At 62.8% G+C, this 24,552-nt stretch carries 19 protein-coding genes and 1 pseudogene; 13 read left to right on the plus strand and 7 right to left on the minus strand.

Annotation, left to right across the window (positions count from 1 at the left end):
• Positions 1-59: 59 nt before the first annotated feature.
• From ACM6UT_RS17670 to ACM6UT_RS17695, 6 genes are all read left to right on the plus strand, one after another.
• A complete protein-coding gene (locus ACM6UT_RS17670) occupies positions 60-821 on the plus strand; it encodes an SDR family NAD(P)-dependent oxidoreductase (protein WP_416798661.1) in 762 nt (253 codons plus the stop codon).
• 151 nt (positions 822-972) lie between these two features.
• On the plus strand, positions 973-2,397 hold the full coding sequence (locus tag ACM6UT_RS17675) for an aldehyde dehydrogenase family protein (protein WP_416798662.1): 1,425 nt from the start codon (positions 973-975) through the stop codon (positions 2,395-2,397).
• A 116-nt stretch (positions 2,398-2,513) separates the two neighbouring features.
• The gene (locus ACM6UT_RS17680) at positions 2,514-2,963 is read left to right on the plus strand and encodes a tripartite tricarboxylate transporter TctB family protein (RefSeq protein ID WP_416798663.1); all 450 of its coding nucleotides are present in this window, start codon (positions 2,514-2,516) and stop codon (positions 2,961-2,963) included.
• Between the two features lie 24 nt (positions 2,964-2,987).
• On the plus strand, positions 2,988-4,493 hold the full coding sequence (locus ACM6UT_RS17685; protein WP_416798664.1) for a tripartite tricarboxylate transporter permease: 1,506 nt from the start codon (positions 2,988-2,990) through the stop codon (positions 4,491-4,493).
• Between the two features lie 47 nt (positions 4,494-4,540).
• The gene (locus ACM6UT_RS17690; RefSeq protein WP_416798665.1) at positions 4,541-5,170 is read left to right on the plus strand and encodes a nuclear transport factor 2 family protein; all 630 of its coding nucleotides are present in this window, start codon (positions 4,541-4,543) and stop codon (positions 5,168-5,170) included.
• A gap of 114 nt (positions 5,171-5,284) precedes the next feature.
• Entirely contained in the window at positions 5,285-6,259 is a 975-nt protein-coding gene (locus ACM6UT_RS17695; RefSeq protein WP_416798666.1) for a Bug family tripartite tricarboxylate transporter substrate binding protein, read from the plus strand.
• A gap of 1,041 nt (positions 6,260-7,300) precedes the next feature.
• Here ACM6UT_RS17695 and ACM6UT_RS17700 read toward each other — a convergent pair.
• The 3 genes from ACM6UT_RS17700 to ACM6UT_RS17710 all read right to left on the minus strand — a co-directional run bounded on the left by ACM6UT_RS17700 (position 7,301) and on the right by ACM6UT_RS17710 (position 10,101).
• The gene (locus ACM6UT_RS17700) at positions 7,301-8,194 is read right to left on the minus strand and encodes a beta-keto acid cleavage family enzyme (protein WP_416798668.1); all 894 of its coding nucleotides are present in this window, start codon (positions 8,192-8,194) and stop codon (positions 7,301-7,303) included.
• Between the two features lie 217 nt (positions 8,195-8,411).
• Positions 8,412-9,206, minus strand: a complete 795-nt coding sequence (locus ACM6UT_RS17705; protein ID WP_416798669.1) for an HpcH/HpaI aldolase family protein — start codon at positions 9,204-9,206, stop codon at positions 8,412-8,414.
• Between the two features lie 76 nt (positions 9,207-9,282).
• Positions 9,283-10,101 (minus strand): IclR family transcriptional regulator domain-containing protein, encoded by an 819-nt coding sequence (locus ACM6UT_RS17710; RefSeq protein ID WP_416798670.1) that lies wholly within the window; start codon positions 10,099-10,101, stop codon positions 9,283-9,285.
• A 390-nt stretch (positions 10,102-10,491) separates the two neighbouring features.
• Here ACM6UT_RS17710 and ACM6UT_RS17715 point away from each other — a divergent pair, with 390 nt between their 5' ends.
• The 3 genes from ACM6UT_RS17715 to ACM6UT_RS17725 all read left to right on the plus strand — a co-directional run bounded on the left by ACM6UT_RS17715 (position 10,492) and on the right by ACM6UT_RS17725 (position 14,348).
• Positions 10,492-11,538, plus strand: coding sequence for an NAD(P)H-quinone oxidoreductase (locus ACM6UT_RS17715; protein WP_416798671.1), 1,047 nt, complete (start codon positions 10,492-10,494; stop codon positions 11,536-11,538).
• 315 nt (positions 11,539-11,853) lie between these two features.
• On the plus strand, positions 11,854-12,831 hold the full coding sequence (locus ACM6UT_RS17720) for a Bug family tripartite tricarboxylate transporter substrate binding protein (protein WP_416798673.1): 978 nt from the start codon (positions 11,854-11,856) through the stop codon (positions 12,829-12,831).
• Between the two features lie 98 nt (positions 12,832-12,929).
• Positions 12,930-14,348, plus strand: coding sequence for an MmgE/PrpD family protein (locus tag ACM6UT_RS17725; protein WP_416798674.1), 1,419 nt, complete (start codon positions 12,930-12,932; stop codon positions 14,346-14,348).
• A 213-nt stretch (positions 14,349-14,561) separates the two neighbouring features.
• Here the strand turns inward: ACM6UT_RS17725 and ACM6UT_RS17730 are convergent, their stop codons facing one another.
• The 3 genes and pseudogenes from ACM6UT_RS17730 to ACM6UT_RS17740 form a co-directional block, all read right to left on the minus strand.
• Positions 14,562-16,034 (minus strand): tripartite tricarboxylate transporter permease, encoded by a 1,473-nt coding sequence (locus ACM6UT_RS17730; protein WP_416798764.1) that lies wholly within the window; start codon positions 16,032-16,034, stop codon positions 14,562-14,564.
• 19 nt (positions 16,035-16,053) lie between these two features.
• Positions 16,054-16,620: a tripartite tricarboxylate transporter TctB family protein gene (locus tag ACM6UT_RS17735; RefSeq protein ID WP_416798675.1), complete on the minus strand. Its 567-nt coding sequence runs from the start codon at positions 16,618-16,620 to the stop codon at positions 16,054-16,056.
• 732 nt (positions 16,621-17,352) lie between these two features.
• Positions 17,353-17,739, minus strand: a pseudogene (locus ACM6UT_RS17740) (tyrosine-type recombinase/integrase); the annotation flags it as partial.
• A gap of 43 nt (positions 17,740-17,782) precedes the next feature.
• Between ACM6UT_RS17740 and ACM6UT_RS17745 the strand changes: the two are divergent.
• Positions 17,783-18,133: a VOC family protein gene (locus ACM6UT_RS17745; protein WP_416798676.1), complete on the plus strand. Its 351-nt coding sequence runs from the start codon at positions 17,783-17,785 to the stop codon at positions 18,131-18,133.
• 482 nt (positions 18,134-18,615) lie between these two features.
• On the opposite strand, the gene ACM6UT_RS17750 is transcribed toward ACM6UT_RS17745, so the two are convergent.
• A complete protein-coding gene (locus ACM6UT_RS17750; RefSeq protein WP_416798677.1) occupies positions 18,616-19,239 on the minus strand; it encodes a TetR/AcrR family transcriptional regulator in 624 nt (207 codons plus the stop codon).
• Between the two features lie 209 nt (positions 19,240-19,448).
• Between ACM6UT_RS17750 and ACM6UT_RS17755 the strand changes: the two genes are divergently transcribed.
• From ACM6UT_RS17755 to ACM6UT_RS17765, 3 genes are read left to right on the plus strand one after another with little or no spacing between them, the layout of a single operon-like run.
• Positions 19,449-21,101, plus strand: a complete 1,653-nt coding sequence (locus tag ACM6UT_RS17755) for an electron transfer flavoprotein-ubiquinone oxidoreductase (RefSeq protein WP_416798765.1) — start codon at positions 19,449-19,451, stop codon at positions 21,099-21,101.
• A gap of 28 nt (positions 21,102-21,129) precedes the next feature.
• On the plus strand, positions 21,130-22,251 hold the full coding sequence (locus ACM6UT_RS17760; protein ID WP_416798678.1) for a thiolase family protein: 1,122 nt from the start codon (positions 21,130-21,132) through the stop codon (positions 22,249-22,251).
• Positions 22,252-22,253: 2 nt separating this feature from the next.
• On the plus strand, positions 22,254-24,551 hold the full coding sequence (locus ACM6UT_RS17765) for a 3-hydroxyacyl-CoA dehydrogenase/enoyl-CoA hydratase family protein (RefSeq protein WP_416798679.1): 2,298 nt from the start codon (positions 22,254-22,256) through the stop codon (positions 24,549-24,551).
• The last annotated feature ends 1 nt before the right edge of the window (position 24,552 follow it).

A 24,552-nucleotide genomic window follows, 5' to 3' on the forward strand; every position in this document is an offset into this window, starting at 1 on the left:
AGGCCCTCAAGGGACCATTCCAATTGGCAATCCGCCGCAGGCGGCTCCAAGGAGAGACAATGCCGACGATCGAACTTCCCGATCTCCCCGTGCCTGGGGTGAGCGTCGTCACCGGAGGGAGCAGCGGGATCGGCAGGGCCACTGCCGCCCGTCTGGCGGCGATGGGCTCGACCGTCGTCGTCGGCTACAATGCGAGACAGGATGCGGCGCACGAGGTCGTAAGCGGCCTTTCGGGCAGCGGCCATCTCGCCATGCGGATCTCGATCGACGATGGAGCCTCGATCGCTTCGGCGGCCGCGGCCGTGAAGGAAAGGTTCGGCAAGGTCGATGCGCTCGTCAATTGCGGCGGTCAGACGACACCGGTTCGTGCGGCGGACCTCGAGGGTCTCACCGATGACATCTTCGATCGCACCGTGATGCTGAACCTGCGCGGTCCGTTCGCGATGGTCCGGGAATTTCGCCCGTTGCTGGAGTGCGGCGACAATCCGGCGATCGTCAACATTTCCTCGATTGCCGCCCGCACCGGCATTGGCAGCAGCCTCGCCTACCTGGCTGCAAAAGGGGGACTCGATTCGCTGACCATCGCCCTTGCCAAGGTGCTCGCACCGAAGATCCGGGTCTTTTCCGTCTCCCCGGCGGGGGTCGACACCGACTTCGTTCCACAGCGCACACGCGAACAGCTCGAGCAGGTGGCGCTGAGACTGCCACTCGGGCATGTGACGACGCCGGACGACGTAGCGCGGGCGGTCGTCGCCTGCATCGTCAATCTCACGAGTTCGACCGGCATCATTGTCCCCGTCGACGAGGGGCGTCACCTTTGATCGCCTCCGCAGTCCCTTGCGCACGTGGGCGGAGGGTAAGTGGTCGCGCTTTGTCGTCAGACGAAACGTCACCGAGAACGCGTTGCGACGGGTGGCGAAGCTTATACTCTTTCCCAACTCAATCCCGCGACGGTATCCAATGACTGGAAGCATGGAAAAACGAAAGTTCTACATCGACGGACGCTGGGTTGAGCCTGTCGTGCCCGCCACGATCGGCGTCGTCAATCCCGCAACGGAGGAAACCTTTGCCAGCATCAGTCTCGGCTCGCGCGAGGATGTCGACAAGGCCGTGGTGGCAGCAAGGCGCGCCTTTACGGTCTACAGCGAGGCGAGCGTCGAGCAACGCCTCAATTACCTAGAACGAATCATCAGGGGCTTTCGCGCCAACCTGCCGGAACTGGCGAGGTTGATGACACTGGAGATGGGGTCGCCGATTACCTTTTCGACGGAGCGTCAGGCCACGGTTGCGCTCTTCCATTTCGAGGAAGCCGTTCGCGTTCTGGCGAGCTATGCGTTCGAGCAGCGGATGGGAAGCGGCATCATTCGCCGCGAACCGATCGGCGTATGCGGTTTCATCACCCCGTGGAACTGGCCGCTCAACCAGGTGGCATCGAAGGTCGCGCCCGCTCTTGCCGCCGGCTGTACCGTCGTGCTGAAGCCGAGCGAACTGGCGCCGCTGAGCTCGATGCTGCTTGCGGAGATCATCGACGAGGCGGGCCTGCCGCCGGGCGTCTTCAACCTGGTCAACGGAGATGGGCCGACGGTGGGCGAGGCAATCGCCAGCCATCCCGGCGTCGACATGATCTCGTTTACCGGCTCGACCGTGGCCGGCGTCCGGGTAGCCAAGCTGGCGGCCGACAGCGTGAAGCGGGTCGCACAGGAACTTGGCGGGAAATCGGCGAACCTCATCCTCGATGATGCCGACATCGCAGCGTCCGTCCGAGCCGGCGTCCATGCCTGTTACACGAATGCCGGCCAGAACTGCCAGTCGCCAACCCGGATGCTCATCCCCCGATCACGGCGGGACCTGGCCTTCGAAGCGGCCCGAAAGGCGGTCGCTGAAATCCGCCTCGGCGATCCCCTTGATGAACAGACGACCATGGGCCCGCTGGTGAGCCGTGCCCAGTTCGACAAGGTTCAGGACCTGATCCACGCCGGTATTCAGGATGGGGCCGTCCTGGTGGCCGGCGGTCCCGGTCGGCCGACGGAAGTCAATCGCGGTTATTATGTCCGGCCGACCATCTTCGGTGATGTGACGGAAGACATGCGCATTGCGCGGGAAGAGATTTTCGGGCCGGTTTTGTCGATCATGAACTACGAGACCGAAGAGGAGGCGATCGCGATCGCCAACAACACGCCGTTCGGTCTTGCGGGATTTGTGCAGTCGGCAAATCCGGAGCGAGCGCGAAAGGTTGCAAACCGCATCCGCGCCGGACGCGTCTATCTCAACGGCGCGCCCTTTGACCGCAGCCTGCCATTCGGAGGCTACAAGCAATCCGGCAACGGACGCGAGTTCGGTCTGTTCGGCTTCGAGGAATATCTCGAGGTCAAGGCAATACTTGGCTATCCATCATAGCCTCGTCAGCAGATGCCGTCTCGACAGGAGGAGGTCGAGACGGTGCGCATTTCCGGACCGCAGTCGATCCCGCCACAGAGGCGCCGGCTGCTCGTCCGCTTTATCGGGAGGTTCACATGAAAGTCGTCCAGGACACCTTGCTCGGATTCTTCTTCACCCTGACCGGCTGCGTCGCCTTGTCCATGGCGTGGCAGTATCCCTTCGGCACGTCCGGCCGGATGGGGCCGGGCTATTTTCCGGTGATCGTGTCCGGCCTGCTGGTGGTGACGGGGATTGGGGTCATCATCCGCTCGATGGCGGCGTCCGGCGACACGGTCGCACAAGTCCGCTGGAAGCCTCTATTGCTTGTTCCTGGCTCTGTCGTCGTTTTCGGCCTGGCGGTTGAGCCGCTGGGTCTTTTCGCCGCTGTCTTGCTGATGCTCGTTATCAGCGCGGCAACGAGTAGCAAGTTTCGCTGGAACTGGACGGCGCTGGCCGGAGCACTGCTGTTTGCCGGCCTTTGCTGTCTACTCTTCGTGCAACTGATCGGTTTGCCGATGCCGCTGGTCGGCACCTGGCTGCAGTAATCAACGCGCGACGAGGGACCGGACATGGACATTTTTGACGGACTTCTACTAGGTTTTTCGACGGCCACAACTTTGTGGAACCTGCTCTACTGTTTCGCTGGCGTCCTGCTCGGCACCGCGGTTGGGGTCTTGCCGGGGCTCGGGCCGATTGCGACGATCTCCATGCTCTTGCCCTTCACCTTCGGGCTGCCAGTCGACACTGCCCTGATTATGTTGGCCGGGATTTTCTACGGCTCGCAGTACGGCGGCTCGACAACGGCCATCCTGATGAACCTTCCGGGCGAGGCGTCGTCGGTAGTGACCACGCTCGACGGTCACCAGATGGCAAAACAGGGCAAAGCGGGCCGGGCTCTGGCAGCGGCGGCGATCGGCAGTTTCTTCGCAGGAACGGTCGGAACGCTTTTCATTGCAGTTTCCGCGCCCCTGCTCGCCAGTCTGGCGCTGACCTTCGGGCCCGCCGAATACTTTTCGCTGATCGTGCTGGGGCTTATCACTTCCATGGTCCTGGCCAGCGGGTCGCTGCTAACGGCTTTCGGCATGGCACTGTTCGGCATGATGCTCGGGATGATCGGCACTGACGTCAATTCTGGCGCCGCGCGTTTTACCTTTGGTTCGGCAAATCTGTTCGACGGACTGGACTTCGTGGTCGTTGCAACCGGGATATTCGGCCTTGGCGACATCCTTGCCAACCTCGAGAACGAACGAGACCGAGAGGCCAGCACGGCACCCATCAGCAGTCTCTTTCCCACCCGTGAAGACCGCAGGCGCATGGTCGCGCCGATCATACGGGGGACCGGGCTCGGTGTCCTGCTCGGCGTGCTGCCGGGCGCCGGGGTGCTACTTGCCTCCTTCTCCGCCTATGCCCTGGAAAAAAAGGTCTCCCGCCATCCCGAGGAGTTCGGGCGGGGCGCCATCGAAGGTGTTGCCGGTCCCGAGGCGGCCAATAACGCGGCAGCGCAGACCTGCTTCATCCCTATGCTGACGCTCGGCCTTCCGGGAACGGCGACCATGGCGCTGATGATCGGCGCACTGGTGATTCAGGGCGTTCAACCCGGCCCCGAGATTCTGACGCAGCAGCCGGCGCTGTTCTGGGGGCTTGTCGTGTCGATGTGGCTCGGCAACCTGATGCTGCTGTTTTTGAACCTTCCGCTTGTCGGCCTCTGGGCAAGGCTGATCTCGGTCCCTTATCACTACCTTTTTCCGATGATCTGCGTGTTCGTCGTGATCGGGGTCTACAGCATCAACAACAGCGTCTTCGACGTCTACATGATGGCGCTGTTCGGCGTACTTGGCTATTTCTTCCGGAAGGTCGGCGCCGAGGCCGCGCCCCTCATCCTCGCCATGATTCTGGGTCCGATGGCCGAAGAATATCTGCGGCGGGCGCTCCTGATTTCGCACGGCGATGCCAGCATTTTCTTCACCTCGCCGCTCAGCCTGGGCACCCTGTTCGTGGCGATGCTTCTCCTGCTGTCGATCGTCTCGCCCCGGTTCCGCCGTGTGCGGGAGGAAGGATTGCAGGAGGCCGACTAGTCCACGCGCTCCGCGCGACCACCAACCAACGAAATGTTCGAGGCGTCATGGAACCGAACCAAGACATGCGACTGCAGGCCCTTCTCGATCGCGAGGCGCTTTTCGACCTGGTCCGCCGGGAGCGTTTCGCGCGCGATCAGCGGAGATTCGACGTGATGCGCGCGTGCTTTCACCGCGACGCCTATGTCCGTACGAGCTGGTACGAAGGACGTGGCGGTGACGCCTATGTCGAGGCGACGCGCCAATGGATGGGCAATACCGGCAATAGCAAGCACTGGGTGTTTCCGGCCTTTGCGCGCGTGAAAGGGAACAGGGCGACGGTGGAAAGTCCTGCCATGATCTTCAACAGGGCGCGCCTTCACGGCGTGGAGGTGGACTTCCATGTCTTTTGTCGTTTCTTCTCGCGTGCGGTCCGGGAAGAGAGCGATTGGAAGCTCCTCTCCTTCGAGGTTCTGTTCGAAAGAGATGTCATGAAACCGGTCAATCCCGCTGAACAGCTTCCGGTCGACTGGCAGCTCCTGGCGACGATGCGGCCATCTTACAAGTTCCTCACTTACATCCAGAGCCAGCGTGGCGTCACCGTCAATCCGGATCTGCTGGGCGACGACCGGCCCGACAGGCTGGATGCCTTTCATGGCGAGGAGGAACAGTGGCTGGCCGATGGCCGGAAATGCTGAACGGCCGGCAGCATTCCATCCCGCGAAATGGGGGCAGCCAAATTTTCGTAAACCGGTCTGGCCGCGCTAGTTTGGCCGAAGAGGCCCGATAAACGGGTATTGGGAGGAGCAGCTATGAACAGACGTGAATTCATGGTGTTCGGCGGGGCGGCTGTGATGCTGACCTCGAACCGTATTGCCTTCGCGGATCAGTGGCCGAGCAAACCGGCCGTGGTCTTGTCGGCCTATCCGCCTGGGGGCACCAGCGACATGATTACACGCCTCGTCGCGGATGTCCTGACGGCGAAGTTCGGCCAGCAATTCGTGGTCGAGAACCATGCGGGCGCGGCGGGTGGCCTGGCCGGCGGTCGGCTCGCCCGCGCGGCGCCGGATGGATACACGATCATGATAAGCGGCAGTGCGCCGATAGCAGCCAACAAAGTGGTTCAGAAGAACCTGGCCTATGATCCACAGGTGGACTTCACGCCGATATCGATCATTGCACAGAGCCCGGCCTTGCTGAGCGCCAGTCAATCCGCTCCGGCCCAGTCGCTGCAGGATCTGGTCGCCTATGCCAAGGCCAATCCCGGGCAGGTCAATATCGGCAATCCCGGCGCCGGCACAAAGGGGCACATCGCAGCCGCCATCATTGGCCAGATGGCGGGTGTTGAAATCAACCACATTCCCTACAAGGGCTCTCCGCCGCTGCTGGCAGACCTCCTCGGCGGCCATATTCACTTCGCCCTGGACGCACCTTCCAACTATCTGCCCCACATTCGCGACCGGAAGATCCACGCGCTGGCCGTCACCTCGGCCAAGCGCGCACCCGAATTGCCTGACGCGCCAACCGTCCAGGAACAGGGTTTCAAGGATTATGAGCAGACACTGTGGTTTGGTGCCGTGGGACCGAAGGACATGCCGGCGGAGATCGTTGCCGCAATGAATGGAGCGATCAGGGAGTGGGTCGAGACAGCGGCCGCCAAGGAAAAGCTGGCATCGCTGGGTTTGACGCCGGTCGCCAACTCTCCGGACGAGATGCGCGCGGCGATCCAGCGTGAGATCGATTCCATACGTCCTCTGGTCGATGCGGGTCTGGTTCAGCCGACCTGACCGGATAGCTTTTCGGCTCCTCGGGAAGACCATGCACCTTGGACCGGCGGCCGCGACGATCGTCGCGGCCGCCAGCCTTGCCTCTCCTCTCGGGGGCATTGGATAGTCGGCCTCGTTCAACACCCAGCCTGGCTTCAGGGAGAAATCCATGCGCGGCGGCGCAAAAATGTCGACGAGCTGGTTCACCTCGGGGGATTCGGCGGTGGTCGTGTGAATGGCCGGGGGTGGGATCACGCAGATCGAGGGTGAACGGCAATAGAGGTGCTCGTCGTCACGCCAGATGTTCATGTCGGTGGTCCAAGGCCAGCGCAGATGATGGGTGAAGGCGCCGCTCAGCGCCAGAGAGCACTGCTCGAAGTCGTCATGGTGATGGGGCGAGACCTTGTCGCGCTCCCGCGGACCAATGCGTGGCGTCAGGTAATTGATCATGAAGGTCGTGCAGCGATAGATCCGCCCGAAACGCGAGGGATCTTCCGGGACATCCAGCGTGTACCATCTGACCTTGAGCCCACCCGGTGGCTCCGGCCAGGGTTCGAACGGCGGCACGTTTGGGTGCGGCTCCCGGAAGGCGTCGCTGTTGGCTGCCGCCTCCGCCATGTCGGTGGACTTCGGGGTAAAGAGCCGGACGATGGTCCCCGCCGTCACCAGGCGGATCCGGCTGGCGCCTGGCGGTATGAAGACGACGGAATAGCCCGGAACGGTCGTCGTTCCATCCTTCGTGGTGACTTCGACCGTCGTTTCCCTGTCGGGGATGATCACCGCATATTCGTCAGCCTGCTCCTTGCGGGCAAAGACGCCGTCCTGCCGGCCCGCGCTGTAGGCGACGACGAAATTCTGGCCCCGGCTGACCCAGGTCTCTCCGGTCTCGTCGGAGACTTGCGGCGGCTTCTCGTAAAACAAGCCGAGTTGCGAGCCGAAATAGCGGCTGTGCAGCCTGGCCTCGGTTGGTTGGGCGGCATTGGCAAGGCTGGATCTGGGGTCGCTTGAAACGTACATTTGTCCCTCCATTTGGTTTCGACGGGATCTATTCAGTCGCAATCATCAGGCCGCCCTGGGCAGCTGTCTCTTGAGGCCCAAGATCTTGCGGGTCTCCGCCGGGGTCGCAACGACTCCTCCCAGCTCCTTTATGATCCGTACCGCCTTGCCGACGAGTTCGGCATTACCCTTCGCCAGGACCCCCTTCTCGAGGTAGATGTTGTCCTCGAGGCCAACACGGACATGTCCGCCCAACAGCCAGGCCTGAGCCAGCATCGGAAACTCCATCCGGCCGATCCCGAAGGCTGCCCAATGGGAACTGGCGGGCAAAAGCGAGGTCAGATAGGCCATGGTCTCCGGCGTCGCGATCGCGCCGTAGCGCACGCCGAGCACAATCTGGAACAGCGCAGGGGTGTCCAGCCGACCGTTTCGTATGAACTCATTCGCCAGTTGGATGTCGCCGCTGTCGAACACTTCCAGCTCCGGTCGCACGCCGGCATCACGGATAATGGCGGCCATAACGGCGAGATTGCCGGGGGTGTTGATGACCACCGAATTACCCGAATACATCGTATTGAAGTCGAGGCTGCAGATCTCCGGTCGAAGCGCCGCGATGTGCTCGACACGGCGCTCCGGTGCCATAAGCGTGGTGCCGGGACCGGCGACGCTTGGATCGTCCTCGCTCGGGACGAACCTCTGACCCGGACCCGTGGTCAGGTTGATGATGACGTCCTCCTCTGCGGATCGCAGGCGCTCCACCACTTCGCGATAATGCTGAAGTTCCATGCTCGGCCGTCCATCCGGATGCCGCACGTGGATATGGACGATCGCAGCGCCGGCTCGCACCGCCTCAAGGGAAGAATTGGCGATCTGTTCCGGTGTCACCGGCAGATAGGGCGTTGAATCAACGCTGGTCATATTACCCGTAATGGCGCACGTTATTATGGTTGGATTGGTCAAAGCTCACTCCCTCGTTGCGGAACATCCTGCGCGCGGACAGGCGGTCGTCGCATGTGTTCGCGCAGATCACAAAGTCTTTGCGGGGCCGTTTCGCATGCAGAAACTGCCGGCTTGCCGGCCTCATCATCCGACGGTCGAGCCCGCGCTGCCCCTTGAAGATGAGACGCCGCCTTGTAAGGCTGGGCAATGACGGCACGTGCCGACACCCTGTTTCAGATCAACTGCCCGCCCGCAGTTGGTCCCGTTTGATAGCCGCATGGTCCCGAAGGACGTTTGTGGCAGACGATCTCAGGAAGTTATGGTCACTGCCGACCAGAAATACTGTTGCTCCCAAGGCACGGAAAGTTGCCGCATCCGCTGGGCTTGTCGCCAGGATCGCCAACGCTTTTCCGGCGGCCCCGGTTGCCTCGGCAATGCGGATGGCCGCTTCTGCGGCCAGTTGCGCGGCGTCCGGATGGTCACCGAAGGCGGCCGTCAGGTCGCCACGGCCGATGAAAACTGCGTCCACTCCCTCGACGGAGGCGATTTCCATCGTGCGCTCCACGGCCTCCAGATCCTCGATCATGAGGATACAGGCGAGTTCGGCATCCTGTGTCCGCATGTGTTCCACCCTGCCTCGCGAGCCCCACAGGCCGGCCCGGGTCATCGAAGCGAAGCCGCGCGCCCCTCCGATGTAACGGCAGGCGGCGACGATGGACCTTGCCTTTTCCACGCTCGTGACATGGGGAACCAGGATGCCGGAAGCGCCGCAATCGAGGGCAGAAAGTACGGAAGCTTCGCTGGCGTCGGCAAGCCTGACGAGCGGGGCAATATTGCTCGCGCGGCCAGCCAGAACCATAAGATCGACCTGCGCGCGGTCGAGCGGGGCGTGTTCCTGGTCGATGACGACGAAGTCCATGCCCGTTGCCCCGAAGATCTCGATTGCCTGGGTCGTCGGCAGTTTGACGAAGGTCCCGAGCATGGCTTCCCGCTGGACAAGCCTTTGACGGAAGAGCGTGAAAGACGGATTCATGAAGCCTCCTCTGATCGTGTTGTGGCGATCTTAGGCGGGCTTCCCGACGTCGTCCGAGACAAAGTCCGGCCGTTTCTCAGGTCGGAACGCGGTCGGGAGTGGTCGCGAAGGATGGTTGGAGCGCGTTTCCCTGCAGACGTTTGAGATCAAGGAGGATCTCCGACGCGGCCGACTTCAGAACCGGCACATAGCGCGCGCACGCCTCCTTCTCCGATCGAAAGGCAGTGGTGAAATAGGTGAGCCCCAGGCTGGCTACCGCACGGCCGTCTTCGTTGAAGATAGGCACGGCGATTGTGTTGGAGTTCTTCGGCTCGACGAGCGAGGAGCGCGTTGCATAGCCCGCCTTGCGGACCTGCTCCAGCCGCTTGTTGAGCCGGTCCGGATAATGGGCAAGGGCGTTCTCGGGATCCTCCGACTTGCGCAGCATGTCTATGATCAGGTTGAGCTCTTCCAGATCCGTGAACGCCAGATAGGCCAGTCCGAGCCCGCGGGTGAGCAGCGGCAGTCGCATGTTGACCGTCTTGTGGAAGGGCGAGATCGAACTTTCTGCCACCGTACTGAAGCGCACGACGGCCGCGTCGTGGTCGAGAAGGGCGATCGAGGTCGGCCATTTGTACTTGCGTGTAATGGCGATCGCCCAGGGACGGCCAGCTTCCACGACCATCGGCTCCTTGTGATAGCCCGAACTGAGAGACGCCACCAGGCCGCTGACCTGGTAACCGCCCTGGCGGCGATCGTTCTCCACATAGCCGGCCTCCTCCATCGTCTGGAGAATGCGCACCAAGGTCGGCTTCGGCAGCCCCGTCCGCGTATGAAGATGAGCAATCGTACTGATCGGCTGCAGGTTCATTTCCTGAAGGACGCGCATGGCGCGTTCAATTGCCCGAATTCCCATGCTGCTCTCCTCCCCAGGATGTCAGCGTCTTGTTTCGTCTGGCGGAATGCGGGGACATTACGTTGTGAGAACCGTGAGTCAAGTTCTATGCAGACGCCCTCGGCGCGCGGAGAGACAATCATGGCGTCGGCGACCTTCCGCGAGGAGGAGCGAGACCTGACGTCGGGTATCGATGATCCCTCCCCGTCCGGTCCTATCTCTTCCTTGGGATGTACGGAGCGCCCTTCATCTGCGAGGACATGCCGGATGGGCGCTCTCTTGCGATTATCAGGGCAGGCCCAGCGATCGGGCTTTAGGTCGCCCGCAGATCTTGTAGGCAGAGGTGCGGTTGCGGCGTGCGTGGCGCTTCGTCACGGCTCGTCGAGATGGACGCCCGAAGGAGGATGCGGAGTGGCGGTTGAGATGATGCGCTTTGTCGAGGTCGAAAGACCGGGCGGCCCGGATATGCTGCAGATCACAGAAGGGCCGAAGCCGTCTCCCGGGGAAGGCGAGGTGCTGATCCGGGTGGCGGCTGCCGGCGTCAATCGGCCGGATGTCCAGCAACGACGCGGCCTTTATCCGCCGCCGCCGGGTGCGAGCAAGATCCTCGGACTGGACGTTTCCGGCCTCATCGAGCAGGTCGGCGAAAACGTTCGTGGCCTTGCCGAGGGGGATGCCGTCTGTGCCCTTACCAATGGGGGAGGCTATGCGGAATACTGTACCGTTCCCGCCGTCCAATGCCTGCCTGTGCCGCGAGGCCTGAGCTTTGCCGAGGCTGCCTCGCTTCCGGAAGTCTTCTTCACCGCATGGAACAATCTCATCTGGCTCGCGCGACTGGAGGAGGGGGAAAGCCTGCTCATCCAGGGCGGGACAAGCGGTGTCGGCCTGGCGGGCATCCAGATCGCCAGGATCCTCCGCAAGGCCACCGTGTATGTGACGGCGAGCACTGCCGAGAAGCAGAAAGTCTGCATTGATCTCGGTGCCGCGGCGGCCGTAGATTATCGCGGGGCCTGGGATCAGCAGATCCGCGATCTTGCCGGCGGCAGCGGGATCAACGTGATCCTCGATGCGCAGGCCGGCCCCTACACCCAGCGACAGCTCGATCTGCTGACCTTCGACGGCCGTCTGGTGTTCATCGCCAGTCATCTCGGGGAAACGGCGACGGTCAATGTCCGGTCCCTCGTTCGCCGGCGATTGACGATGACCGGCTCGACGCTGCGGCCGCGGCCGCCGGCCTATAAGGGCCGGCTTGCACAGGAGCTGATCGATCACGTCTGGCCGCTCATTGAGGCGGGGCAGATCGTCACCCGCGTCCATTCCGTGATGCCGCTCGAAGAAGTCGCGGCCGCCCACGAAATCCTCGACGCCAACCAGCAGATCGGCAAGGTCGTGCTGGCCGTCGACCGGAAGCTCGCACATGCGGTTCATCACTCGCGGCAGGATGGACGGTTCCCCTGATCCTGGGTGCCGGGCGATCCAGCTTCGAACCCCTGCGACGCCGCGCGCGCCATGGCCGCGGGTCGAGAACCGCGGCCTCAGCCCGGATAGGCGAGCGCAGGCCCGCCGCCTGTGTGCCCGCTGCGAAAACCTTCCTGCAACCATGGCCGCAGCCACCATAACCCCCTTCCGGAGAGCGAAGAGTCTTCAAGCTTGTCTGTCCGGCGCCCGTGCTGCCGATTTCGTTCTTCGGAACGCACCTTGCGAACTTTTGCATTTGGCCGGAGCGGCTGCCACTGTGCGCCCAAGCGGACACCATGATGTGAGGAGGAATCGATGGTCGTTTGGACAAAGGGCTTGAAATCTGGGCTGGCTGCGGCAGCGTTTGTACTGACCGGTGCGGTGGGGGGTCTCGCGGAGGAGCAGTACCCCATCGAGACGGTACGCATGATCGTGCCTTATGCGCCCGGCGGCGGTGGTGACATTACCGGTCGCATGATTGCGGAGGAAATCAGCAAGCGCCTTAAGACGACGGTCGTCGTCGAGAACATCGGCGGGGCAAGCGGCACGATCGGAACGGAAAAGGCGGCGCGTGCCAAGCCGGATGGGGCAACCCTGCTTTTGGCCGGCAGCGCCATCTTCACCACCGCTCCGCATCTGACCCAGATCGGCTTCGATCCGCTCAAGGATTTCGTGGCGATTGCCAATGTGAGCGAATCGGTGCGCATGCTGAGCGTGCCGCCGTCCCTCGGCGTGAAGAACTACGATGAGCTCGTCGCCTATGGCAAGGCCAATCCCGGCATGCTGAATTACGCGTCTGTCGGCGTTGGCTCGACCGGCCATATCATCTGTGTCGATTTCCTGCGCAGTGCCGGTGTCGAGGCCCGGCATATACCCTATAGTGGCGCGTCACAGGCCGTCCAGGCACTCCTGTCGGGCGATGTGCAGTTCGTCATCGATGCGATGGTCATTCCGCCCACGCGGGAAGGGAAGCTGGTGCCGATTGCAGTGCCCGGCGAGAACCGCCTAGCCGACTTCCCGGCTGTGCCGACGTTCCGGGAGGTGGGATTGAAGGACGTCCGGACCGGCGGCTGGCAGGCCGTGATGGCACCCGCAGGGACGCCCCCGGAACTCGTCCAGATGATCGAACGGGCGCTGAAGTCTGCGAATGAAAGCCCGGAGTTCCGCACGGCGCTGACCCGGGCTGGCTTTTCGCCGCGCTTTCGCACCGGCGCCCAGCTGCAGCAGGAGCTCGAGGCGGAATACACCTATTTCGGCGAACTGCTGAAGAGCATGGACGTCAGCAAGAAGTAACTGCGCCCGACCAGGGGGTTGCATGGGAGTAACGGGATGCGCGCCACCGTTTGGCGCGCATCGCCCTTGGTCTTGGCTGGAAAGGGAATTTGAGATCAATGCTCGACAGACGCCCAACGTCCTCGACCCTCAGTGCTGCCGCTGCGGAATGGATCACAGGATTTTCGCCAGACACCGTTCCCGAAGCGGTCCTTGAACATACGAGGCTCCAGATCCTCGACATGATCGGTGTGATGATCGCCTCGAGCGGACTCGACGTGGTCGCTGCCGCGCGCCGGGCCGTCGCCGATTCGGATGGTGCCACCGGTCCGGCCTTCTCGCTGACGGATGCCGCGCCCACGACGCCTGCCAATGCGGCCTTCCTCAATGGCGTGATGTCCGCGGTTCTCGAATTCGATGACACCCACATCCAGTCCAACATCCACCCGACAGGCGTGGTCCTGTCGGCGCTCCTGCCCGAGTGCGAACGGCTCGGACTTTCGGGCAGGGATCTCATCGAGGCCCTCCTCGTGGGCAGCGAACTTCTTTGTCGCCTCGGACTGATCTCGCCGATCCGAATGCACGAGGTCGGCTTCCATCCAAGTTCCACATACGGCATCTTTGGCGCGGTCTGGGGGCTGGCGCGTCTACGACGCCTGTCGGTCGGACAGACCATCCACGCGATCGGCACCGCCGCCAGCCTGTCGGCCGGCTCGATTGCCTCGTTCGAGGACGGGACGTCGACAAAGACACTGCATGTGGGCATGGCGGCTTCGGCAGCAGTCCGCGCGGTTGCCCTGGCCGGCCAGGGAATTTCGGGTCCCCATCCTGTCTTCGAGGGTAAGTTCGGATGGTTCAAGAGCCATTTCCAGTCGGCTCCCCAATTCCGCTTCTCGGCCTTGACCGATGAACTCGGTGCACGCTGGGAGGTGTTGAACATCGCCTCGAAGGCCCATCCCTGCGCCTACACCCTTATTCCGTTCATCGCCGCCGCCATCGCGCTGCGCGACGCCCATGGCTTTGCCCCCGAGGAGATCGACATCATTCACTGCGATATCATGCCACGGTCGTTTGCGACCGTCTGTGAACCCCTTGTCGAGAAGAGGCGGCCCCGGACGAGCTGGCATGGGCGCATCAGCCTGCAGCACACAGTCGCCGAGGCGCTCGTGCTCGGCCGCATGGACAAGTACGCCTATGCGCCTGAAAGCCTTGTCGATCCACGGATCAATGCGGTCGCGGACAAGGTCGTCCACCGCCCGGACCCTGTGGCGGCTGCCGATATCAGCAGGTCTCGCGCCACCGTGTCGGTCCGCCTCAATGATGGCCGCGAATTCACCCACACCATCGAGGATATGCCGGGAACGCGCCGCAACCCGATCGGTCATGAAGACTATCTGCGGAAGTTCAGGAGCAATGTCGAGGGGGTGATCTCGTCAGGGCACGCAGACGAACTGGCCCGCGCCCTGCTCAGGCTCGATGACATCGATGATGTCGGTAGCATCGTTCGCGCTCTAAGGGGCTGGATCAACGCTCTCTGAGGGCCGGCGAGAAGGCTTGCCGGGGACCATGTGAACCCCGTTGCACCAAAAGCCCGCATATTGTCGTTCTCCTCAGCCGGCTTTAGCCCGGAGTCCGGTCGGTCCGGTCGACGGGACGCCGCCGGCCCTTACCCCGGGGATATCCTGAAACCGAAAGGGCCGGAGCATACTTCGATGCTCCCGCCCCTTGTTGGAAAAATTGCAGTCCTACCCTCATTCGCTTGCTTCCAGCGCGCCGCGCTTCACCAGCGATGTGGTGGCGGCAAGCAGGATGACGATGCCAAGTAAGACAAACGTCAGGCTGATCGGGCGATTGATGAAGGTCATCGGATCGCCGCGCGACAGCGAGAGGGCGCGACGGAAGTTTTCCTCGAACATCGGCCCGAGCACGAAGCCAAGGATGAACATGGCGAGGCTGCAGTCCGCCCGCTTAAGCACATAACCGACGGCGCCGAAGATCACGAGCGTCAGGATCTGCACAGAGGAGAAGCCGATCGAATAGACCCCGACGGAGGCGAAAGCGAGGACGAACAGATAGAGCCACTGGTAGGGCACTGTCAGAAGCTTCACCCAGAGGCCGATCAGCGGCAAGTTCAGAATAACGAGCATGAGGTTGCCAATCCACATGGACCCGACCAGCCCCCAGAAGAGGTCGGGATTGGTGCTGATCATACTAGGCCCCGGATTGATCCCCTGGATCATCAGGGCCCCCAGAAAAAGAGCCATGACCGGGCTGCCCGGGACGCCCAGCATCAGCGTCGGTATGAACGCAGTCTGGGAGGCCGCATTGTTCGCCGCCTCGGGCGCAGCCACCCCCTCGACGGCGCCGGTTCCGAAACGGTCCGGGCGCCGGGAAATGCTCTTCTCGACCATGTAGGCGGAAAAGGAGCTCATCGCCAGGCCGGCGCCCGGCAGGATTCCGAGGAAGGATCCGAGCGCGGTCCCGCGCAGCACGGCCGGCCATGCGAGGCGAAACTCCTGGGCATTCGGCCAAAGCCGCCCGACCGTCGTCGTCAAGACCTCCGGCTTTCCGGAACTGCCGATGGTTGTGATGATTTCCGAGACGGCAAAGAGCCCGACCGCCAGCACGGCGAAATCGATCCCATCCCGGAGTTCTGAGATGCCGAAGGTGAAGCGGAAGACGCCCGAGGCGACATCGGCACCGGCGAGACCCATCAGGACGCCGAGAACACCGGATCCGATGCCCTTGATGAAACCTCCCTTGGCGATCGAGGCCGTGGCGATGAGCGCACAGAAGACGAGGGCTGCATATTCCGCCGAACCGAATTTTGCCGCGATCGAAGCCATGCCCGGCGCGGCAGCGGCAATCAACACCGTGCCGACCGTGCCGGCAAAGAAGGAGGCGAGAGCGGCAATTGCCAAGGCCGACCCCGCCCGTCCGTGCCGTGCCATCTGGTGGCCGTCGAGACAGGTTACGGCAGATGAAGCTTCGCCCGGCAGATTGAGCAGGATCGAGGTCGTCGATCCGCCGTAGGCCGCGCCGTAATAGATCCCCGCCAGCAGAATGAGTGAGCCAGTCGGGGGCAGGCCGAACGTCAGCGGCAGAAGCAGCGAAATCGTGATGATCGGCCCGACCCCGGGCAGGACCCCGATCGCCGTTCCAAGTGTCACGCCCAAGAGGCAATAAAAGAGATTGTCGATGCTGGCCGCGACCTGCAGGCCCATGAGGATCGATGAGAAGAATTCAGGCACGCGCGATGCTCCAGTCGATCAGATGGAAGGGTATGCCCAGTCCGACATAGAAGATCGCGACAACGATCGCCGCGATGGCGAGAAGAAGGAGCGGCAGCTCCGTCAGACGTCCCCGCTTGTCGGCCAGCCAGCCGATGGCGACGAGTGCGACGAGGCTCGCAAGCAGGCCGACCCGGTCGATCAGCAGTCCGAAAGCTAGGAGCGCGGCGAGAATGGCAAGGAAAGGGCGTATCTCCTCGCGTGGCATAAGAGCGATCGCCTTTCGCCCCTCGTCTGCGAAATGGGCCTGGAGCAGGAGCGCGACTCCAAACATCAAAAGCGTGGCCCCGAGCAGTATCGGCAAGGCACCCGGTCCCAACTCCGCGAGGCTCCCGAATCCATATCCGACACCGAGATAGACTGCGATGCCGCCTACCGCGATGAACAGAACGCCGACTGCATGGTCTGCATGAAAACGCATATCACCCCCTTGTTTCTGGCAACGCCTGCGGTCGCCGTTCTCGAGCATGAAGTCGTTCTTGCGCTTCAAAACCGGCTCGGATGGTTCGTACAGGCGCATTCCCCTTGCTCTTAACGCAGACCTCCCATCTGGGCCAAAACCGAAAAGACTGCGTTTCGATGTTCGGAATGGACGGGAGGCATTCAGATCATCACATGATACCTCGCATGGCCGGACCAGTGTTATGGACAAAGGCTGACTTAGCGGCGACGTCATTTCGTCCAGGAAGAGGACTCGTTGGGGAGGTCTTCACTGGACCGTGATCTCGCTCGCGACGTTTAACAGATGGCGACGACGGGTGTATAATGGCGACGAGGTTCAACAGCAGCCTGCCGAGAAGGAGGACACATGATGCCTGTTGTATCGCAAGTCGATGTCCACGAGGCCTTTCCAACCGGAGCCTATCGATCACATGGGCCTACGCATCATCTTTACACGTCCCCGACTGCGAAGATGGACTTCCTTCACGGCTTGATGGCTCAGGAAGGCCGTCCTTGCGAGGGGATGAACTGGCGTCTGCTTCTCTTGGAGTGGCGTTACGATCTGACAGTCTTGTTTGGCAATGTCCGAGACTGGATCAATTACATCGATCGGCAGTTTGATCGAGATTGAACGTATGCCCTGTAGATTAAGGCCGTGATGCCCTCGGCATCAAGGTCGGCCATGACGGCTTTTGCTTGTCATGAATTTCCGCCGGCGTTTGCGTCAGGCGGATCGCGAGCACACCATGATCACATCGAATGCAAATGGGGCAGCGGTGGTGTCATGTCAGCAGTGACCTCAGGCCACGGCCTAGACAAGATTCACACGAAACCGATCTCGTCTTCGCTGATATCTACGTGTCATCGCTGCGGATGCATGACCGAGCTGCTTTTGCACGTATCGCTCATCGCCTTCAGCGGAGCGAGCAAGTCCCGCACGTAAAGAATGGCCTGAAAACTCTTTTGCGCGCTTGAGCTCGGAAAGATAGGTCTCGAACGCCGGCGGCCATCGCAGCCCGCTTTACCAGCCGCGACGCCTCTTTGTCATCCAACCGTTCCGGCCCGACAGCCTTGCCCTTTGCCGTAACCCGGCGGAAGAGGGGACCATGCGCAAGCCTGGCGAACTTGATCCAGGAGACGATCGCGGCAAACGGGCACGTTGCGCGGATGGGCCGCGGCCGACCTCGACCTCGCGCGAATTCGCGCTATGTCTGAAGATGATGACGCAAGGAGGGCCTTTCGTGACTGTAAGACGCATCGTCGCCAATATAGCCTGTGTCGAACCGGACGATGCAAAGGCGTTCTATGGCGACATCCTCGGACTTGAGGTCGTCATGGATCACGGCTGGATCCGGACGTTCGCCAGCGATGCCCAGGCGAGGGTTCAGGTGAGCTTCGCATCCGAAGGCGGTTTAGGCACAGCGGTTCCCGACCTATCGATAGAGGTCGACGATCTGCAGGAAATGCTGGCGCGCGTTGCCAAAGCGGGCATTCCGATCGAATACGGACCGGCAGTGGAACCCTGGGGTGTGCGCCGGTTCTATGTTCGCGATCCCTTTGGTCGACTAGTGAACATCCTCACGCACCTCTAAAGCCGTAAACGTAATGCGCCCGGTTGATCGCCGGCAGCCGCTCCGGCGAATTGACAAATTGTGCGGGCCCACAACAGTCGGGCGGATCCATCCTCACCTTTGGCCTGGTCAGTCTCCTGCGACAAAGGCCCGATAGCCGACACCAGCGGTGCGGCACCGAGCGCGACTGATGGGTCTTGGCGTTCGGCTGGTTGGACAATCTCAAGCGAGATCATTGCATCAGAACGTCCACCTCCAGTCTGCAGGGACCATGTCATGGAGATGACACACTCGACAGGAAGATCACAACTCAACAGTGTTCCTGGGGTCGCAAGAGTAAACGTGTAGTGGTGAAAGAACGGCGCAGGCGAATCGCTGATCTGCTTGCGTCGATCGCCAGCAGAGACATAAGCCGCAATACCAGCGCGGATTCCGGCGGCAGCAAAGCGGATAACATTGTCGAGGTTCGTGCTTCCAGGCCCGTGCGAAACTCGATGCCTCCGTCACTTTTCGTGCCGGAAGATCGTCACGATCTGGCGGCCGATCTCGTCGGGGGTCAGGCGGCCGGGGCGATACCAGCTGGAGACATTGTTGAGCAGCGTCAGCAGCAGCAGGCGGTAGACTCCGCGGTCAAGGGCCGGGTCGAGCGGCAGGGCGGCAATCAGGTCGCGGAACACCAGTTCGAAAGTGTCGCGCTTTTCCACCAGCCGTTCACGGATCTCCGGCGGGGCCGAGGCGAAGTCATTCATCAGCGGCATGGTCAGCGAATTGGGATCGAGCTGGATTTCCATCATGGTGACGCATGCCGCTTCCAGCCGTTCCCACGGATCGGAAAGCGGCGCGATGGCCGCGCGGATGCGATCCTCCGCCACCTGCAGGGCGATGTCGTGGATGCGGACGAACAGCGCTTCCTTTGACTTGATGTAATGATAGAGCGAACCGCCGAGCAGCCCGACCCGCTCGCCGATATCGCGCACCGACGTCGCCGCATAGCCGCGTTCGGCAAAGAGGGTGGCGGCGGCTTCCAGGATATCGCGATGGCGGTCGCTCAGGCCACTCAACTGCAATGCGCCCACCAGCGCGCTTCGCGGCACGCGCAGCTCCTCCCGGCCATCTCCGTCCGTCATTGCATCTCCCGGCATTCGTTCATCGTCCGACTGCACCTCTTCAATGCTCATAGCCCAGACCGGCGCTTTTCCCAAATGCCCTTGCAACACTCTCCACTGACTTCGCAAGTGCGAGAAGAATTTTGCACTTGCGAACTGTAACAATCGTTTGGTACAAACATAGCCATCAGCTGAAGGAGGAGAGGTTGAGCGAGGTACCGAGGGAGGCCATGGACTTCGACGTGGTGATCGTGGGTGCTGGACCGGCCGGCCTTGCGACGGCGATCCGCCTCAAACAGCGCGCGATGGAGGCGGGCCAGGAAATCTCCGTCGTTGTCATGGAAAAGGGTTCGGAAGTTGGCGCGCATATCCTGTCGGGTGCGGTGATTGACCCTTCCGGCCTCGATGCGCTGTTGCCCGAGTGGCGGACCGACCCGGACCGGCCACTCACGACCGAAGTCACCGACGACCGTTTCCATTTGCTCGGCCCAGCCGGCTCTGTCCGCCTGCCCAATGCGCTGACACCGCCGCTGATGAACAACCACGGCAACTTCATTGGCTCGCTCGGCAATGTCGCCCGCTATCTCGGAGCGCAGGCCGAAGCGCTCAGCGTCGAGATCTATTCGGGTTTTGCGGCGACCGAAGTGCTTTACGACGACAATGGCGCGGTTGCCGGCATCGCCACCGGCGACATGGGGATCGGTCGTGATGGCGAACCGAACGACGATTTCACCCCCGGCATGGAGCTTCGGGCGAAATATACCGTGTTCGCCGAGGGCGCGCGTGGCAGCCTGACAAAGCAGCTTCTCGCCCGTTTCAACCTGACCGGGGGACGCTCGGTGCAGAAATTCGGCATCGGCATCAAAGAACTCTGGCAGGTCAAGCCGGAAAAGTTCCGCAAGGGACTGGTGCAGCACTCGATCGGGTGGCCGCTCGACATGAACACCGGTGGCGGCTCGTTTCTCTATCATTTCGACGATCATCTCGTGACTGTCGGCTTCGTGCTGCATCTCGACTACAGGAACCCGACGCTCTCGCCCTTTGACGAGTTCCAGCGTTTCAAGACCCATCCCTTGATCCGCGACGCCTTCGAGGGCGGCAAGCGCATCGCGTATGGCGCACGCGCGCTAACCGAGGGCGGCTACCAGTCGGTGCCGCAGCTTTCCTTCCCCGGCGGGATGCTTGCCGGCTGCGCGGCGGGCTTCATGAACGTGCCACGCATCAAGGGTTCGCACAACGCCATCCATTCCGGCATGCAGGCGGCGGATGCCGTGTTCGACGGGCTGGCCAGCGGCCGCGCCAACGATACGCTTGAAGCCTATGATGCCGGCTGGCGCACGTCGGCGATCGGGCGGGACCTGAAGCCCGTTCGCAACGTCAAGCCGCTGTGGTCGCGTTTCGGCACCGTGCTCGGCGTCGGTCTCGGCGGCACCGACATGTGGCTGCAGACGCTGTTCGGTATCTCGCCCTTCGGCACGCTCAAACACAGGAAGGCCGATTTCGAGTGCCTGAAGCCGCTCTCGGAGGTCACCCCGATCCGCTATCCGAAGCCGGATGGGAAGCTTACCTTCGACAAACCGTCTTCGGTGTTCGTGTCGAACACCAACCATATTGAGGACCAGCCGGTGCATCTGAGACTTGCCGATCCCGCCATCCCGCTCACCCGCAACCAGACGCTCTATGGCGAGCCGGCGCGGCTCTACTGTCCCGCCGGGGTCTACGAGGTCGTCTATGACGACGAACAGGCGAAGACGGGTCCCCGTTTCGTCATCAACGCGCAGAACTGCGTGCACTGCAAGACCTGCGACATCAAGGACCCGTCGCAGAACATCACCTGGGTTCCGCCCGAAGGCGGCGGCGGCCCGAACTATCCCAACATGTGACGCCCGACCGGACAGGAAGAAGAAGACCATGCCTGCAATCTATATCGTCGACTACCTGCGCAGCCCCTTTGCACCCGCCTATCGCGGCGCCCTTGCCGGCGTCCGCCCCGATGATCTCGCCGCCGGCGTCATCAAGGCGCTGGTCGACCGCTCCGGCATCGATCCGGACGAGATCGAGGACGTGAACCTCGGCTGCGCCTTCGCGGAAGGCGAACAGGGTCTCAACATCGCCCGTTGTGCTGCGCTGATCGCCGGCCTGCCGCAATCGGTCGGCGCTTCGACCGTCAACCGCTGGTGCGGCTCGTCCATGCAGGCGATACAGATGGCGGCTGGCGCGATCGCGATGGGTGCTGGTGACGCCTTCGTCGCGGGCGGCGTGGAGAGCATGAGCCGCGTGCCGATGATGGGCTTCAACCCCATGCCGAACCCGGCCTGGAGCGACGCCCAGCGCATCGCCTTCCTCAACATGGGACTGACGGCGGAAAACCTTGCCGACCGCTACGGCATCTCGCGCGAGGAACAGGACGCCTATTCGCTGGAAAGCCAGAAGAAGGCGCTCGCCGCCCGCGCCGATGGCCGGCTGGCGGCCGAGATCGTGCCGGTTGGCGATGTCGCCGCCGACGGCTGCCCGCGCGAGACGGATACGCAAAAGCTCGCCGGCCTCAAGACCGCCTTCAAGGCCGGCGGCTCGGTGACGGCCGGCAATTCCTCGCCGCTCACCGACGGTGCATCCGCGACGCTGGTCTGCTCGGAGGACTTCGTGAAGTGCCATAGCCTGACACCGCTCGCCCGCATCTCGGGCTATGCGGTCTCCGGTTGCGCGCCGGAGATCATGGGCATCGGTCCGGTGGAAGCGAGCCGCAAGGCGCTGAAGCGCGCCGGCATTTCCGCCGCCGACCTCGACGTGATCGAGATGAACGAGGCGTTCGCCGTGCAGGTGCTTTCCTGCTGCCGCGATCTCGACATTGATCCCGCTCGCCTCAACCGCGACGGCGGCGCAATCGCGCTCGGCCATCCGCTGGGTGCGACCGGCGCTCGCCTTGTCGGCAAGGCGTCGCTGCTCCTGAAGCGCGACGGCGGACGCCATGCGCTCGCCACCCAGTGCATCGGCGGCGGTCAGGGCATCGCCATGGTTCTGGAGGCCGCATAATCATGTCCGAGATCAGAAAAGCCGCCGTCATCGGCGCGGGCGTCATGGGTTCGGGCATCGCCGCCCATCTCGCCAATGCAGGGCTCGACGTGGTGCTGCTCGACATGGAGAAGAAGTTCGCCGACGGCGGCGTCGCCCGCCAGCTCAAGGCGGGCGGCTTCATGGACCCGGCATTCGCGACGCGCATCGCTACCGGCTCGACGAAGGACGACCTCGCGCTGATCGCCGACGCCGATTGGATCGTCGAGGCAGTCGCGGAAAAGCTGGAGATCAAGCAGACGCTCTACCGCGCCATCGACGGCGTCAGGAAGAAGGGTTCGATCGTCTCTTCCAACACATCGACCATTCCGCTGCATTCGCTGGTCGATGGGCTGCCGGAGGGCTTCGCCGCCGATTTCCTCATCACCCATTTCTTCAATCCGCCGCGCATCATGCGGTTGCTGGAACTCGTATCGGGCAAGGTGACCAAGCCTGAAGTCGCCGCAACGATCCGTGACTTCGCGGATCGCGGCCTCGGCAAGAGCGTCGTCATCTGCAAGGATACCCCCGGCTTCATTGGCAACCGCGTCGGCAACTACTGGATGGTGGTGGCGCAGAACGAGGCGATCGAACTCGGTCTCGATGTCGAGGAAGCCGACGCCATCATCGGCAAGCCGTTCGGTATTCCTTCCACCGGCATCTTCGGACTGCTGGATCTCGTCGGCATCGACCTCATGCCGACCATCCTGCGCAGCCTGCAGAAGGCGACGCCCGCCGGCGACCCGGTGAAGGACTATGACGCCGAACCGGCGTTGATCGCTCGCATGATCGCGGAAAACCGTCTCGGCCGCAAAAGCGGCGCGGGCTTCGTGCGCCTTTCGCCCGACCGCAAGCCGCGCGATGTGACCGACCTCAAGACCGGTGACTACCGGCCGCAGAAGGCGGTTTCCTCCGAAAGCCTCGATGCCTCCGGCGGCGATCCGCGCGCGCTGATGGAACATGTCGGCCTCGGCGGTCGCTATGCCTCGGTGGTTATGGAAAAGGCGCTCGCCTATGCCGCATCGCTGGTGCCGGACATCGCCGACACTCCCGATGCCGTGGATGAGGCCATGCGCACCGGCTACGGCTGGAAGCAGGGTCCGTTTGAACTGATCGACCGGCTCGGCGCCGGCTGGCTGAAGGTACGGCTCGAAGCGCGCGGCGTTGCCGTGCCCGCCTATCTCACGCTTGCAGCAGAAAAGGGCGGCTTCTATTCGGTTGTCGGCGGAGAGCGCGCCAACCTTTTGCCTGACGGCACGGTCGAGCCGATCGCCAAGGGTGACGGCGTGCTGCTCGTTTCCGACCTCAAGCTCGCCGGCAAGCCGGTCGAGGACTGGGGTGCAGCGAGTCTCTGGGATCTCGGCGACGGTGTGGCCTGCCTCGAATTCCGCACCAAGATGAACACCTATAATGCCGACTTGCTCGACGCCATCAACAAGGCTCTCGAACGGACGGCCAGGGATTTCAAGGTGCTGGTGATCGGCAGCGATGCTGCCGTGTTCAGCGCGGGTGCCGACCTGCGCGTCTTCCTCGACACGGTGGAAAAGGGCGGCCGCGAGGCGCTGGGTGCCTTCATCGACCATGGCCACCGCACCTTCAAGGCGGTGAAATACGCCCCCTTCCCGGTGGTGGGTGCTGCAGCCGGGCTGGCGCTCGGCGGCGGCTGCGAGATCCTTCTGCATTGTGACGCGATTCAGGCCCATGCGGAGCTTTCCATCGGCCTCGTTGAAACCCGCATCGGCGTCGTGCCGGGCTGGGGCGGCTGCAAGGAAATGATGCTGCGCTTCTCGGCCTCCACCGCGGCGCTACGGGGGCCGGTCGCGCCTGCGATTGCCGCGTTCAACCTGATCGCGCCAGCCAGGGTTTCGGCCAGTGCCTTCGATGCCCGCAACCTCGGCTATCTCAAGGCCACCGACGGCATCACCATGAACCGCAGCCGGCTGATTGCCGACGCCAAGGCAAAGGCGCTATCGCTCGCGGAAGGCTATGTCGCGCCGGAACCGGCGGTGATCACCATGGCCGGGCCGTCGGGCGCTTCCGCGATCCACAACATCATCGAAGGCGAGGCGCTCGCCGGTCGGGCCACCGCCCATGACGGAGTGGTCGGGAACGCGCTCGCCAATGTTCTGACCGGCGGACCTTCCGCCGATCCACTGAAACCGCTGACGGAAGACGATGTGATCGCGCTGGAGCGCGAGGCCTTCGTCGACCTGCTGGCAACACCCGCAACCGTGGACCGCGTCAAGCACATGCTGGCGACCGGCAAGCCGCTGCGCAACTGAA

Origin of the sequence: Ciceribacter azotifigens, from assembly GCF_048159625.1 — a bacterium.
In the GTDB taxonomy this organism is placed as follows: Bacteria; Pseudomonadota; Alphaproteobacteria; order Rhizobiales; family Rhizobiaceae; genus Allorhizobium; species Allorhizobium azotifigens.

Excerpts from the sequence above, each read along its gene's own strand:
- ACM6UT_RS17705 (WP_416798669.1), bottom strand. The coding sequence starts at position 9,206 with ATGAATCCGTCTTTCACGCTCTTCCGTCAAAGGCTTGTCCAGCGGGAA.
- ACM6UT_RS17730 (WP_416798764.1), bottom strand. The coding sequence starts at position 16,034 with ATGGGCCTGCAGGTCGCGGCCAGCATCGACAATCTCTTTTATTGCCTC.
- ACM6UT_RS17750 (WP_416798677.1), bottom strand. The coding sequence starts at position 19,239 with ATGACGGACGGAGATGGCCGGGAGGAGCTGCGCGTGCCGCGAAGCGCG.
- ACM6UT_RS17765 (WP_416798679.1), top strand. The coding sequence starts at position 22,254 with ATGTCCGAGATCAGAAAAGCCGCCGTCATCGGCGCGGGCGTCATGGGT.
- ACM6UT_RS17675 (WP_416798662.1), top strand. The coding sequence starts at position 973 with ATGGAAAAACGAAAGTTCTACATCGACGGACGCTGGGTTGAGCCTGTC.
- ACM6UT_RS17720 (WP_416798673.1), top strand. The coding sequence starts at position 11,854 with ATGGTCGTTTGGACAAAGGGCTTGAAATCTGGGCTGGCTGCGGCAGCG.
- ACM6UT_RS17755 (WP_416798765.1), top strand. The coding sequence starts at position 19,449 with ATGGACTTCGACGTGGTGATCGTGGGTGCTGGACCGGCCGGCCTTGCG.
- ACM6UT_RS17735 (WP_416798675.1), bottom strand. The coding sequence starts at position 16,620 with ATGCGCCTGTACGAACCATCCGAGCCGGTTTTGAAGCGCAAGAACGAC.
- ACM6UT_RS17695 (WP_416798666.1), top strand. The coding sequence starts at position 5,285 with ATGAACAGACGTGAATTCATGGTGTTCGGCGGGGCGGCTGTGATGCTG.
- ACM6UT_RS17690 (WP_416798665.1), top strand. The coding sequence starts at position 4,541 with ATGGAACCGAACCAAGACATGCGACTGCAGGCCCTTCTCGATCGCGAG.
- ACM6UT_RS17725 (WP_416798674.1), top strand. The coding sequence starts at position 12,930 with ATGCTCGACAGACGCCCAACGTCCTCGACCCTCAGTGCTGCCGCTGCG.
- ACM6UT_RS17680 (WP_416798663.1), top strand. The coding sequence starts at position 2,514 with ATGAAAGTCGTCCAGGACACCTTGCTCGGATTCTTCTTCACCCTGACC.
- ACM6UT_RS17670 (WP_416798661.1), top strand. The coding sequence starts at position 60 with ATGCCGACGATCGAACTTCCCGATCTCCCCGTGCCTGGGGTGAGCGTC.
- ACM6UT_RS17760 (WP_416798678.1), top strand. The coding sequence starts at position 21,130 with ATGCCTGCAATCTATATCGTCGACTACCTGCGCAGCCCCTTTGCACCC.
- ACM6UT_RS17710 (WP_416798670.1), bottom strand. The coding sequence starts at position 10,101 with ATGGGAATTCGGGCAATTGAACGCGCCATGCGCGTCCTTCAGGAAATG.
- ACM6UT_RS17685 (WP_416798664.1), top strand. The coding sequence starts at position 2,988 with ATGGACATTTTTGACGGACTTCTACTAGGTTTTTCGACGGCCACAACT.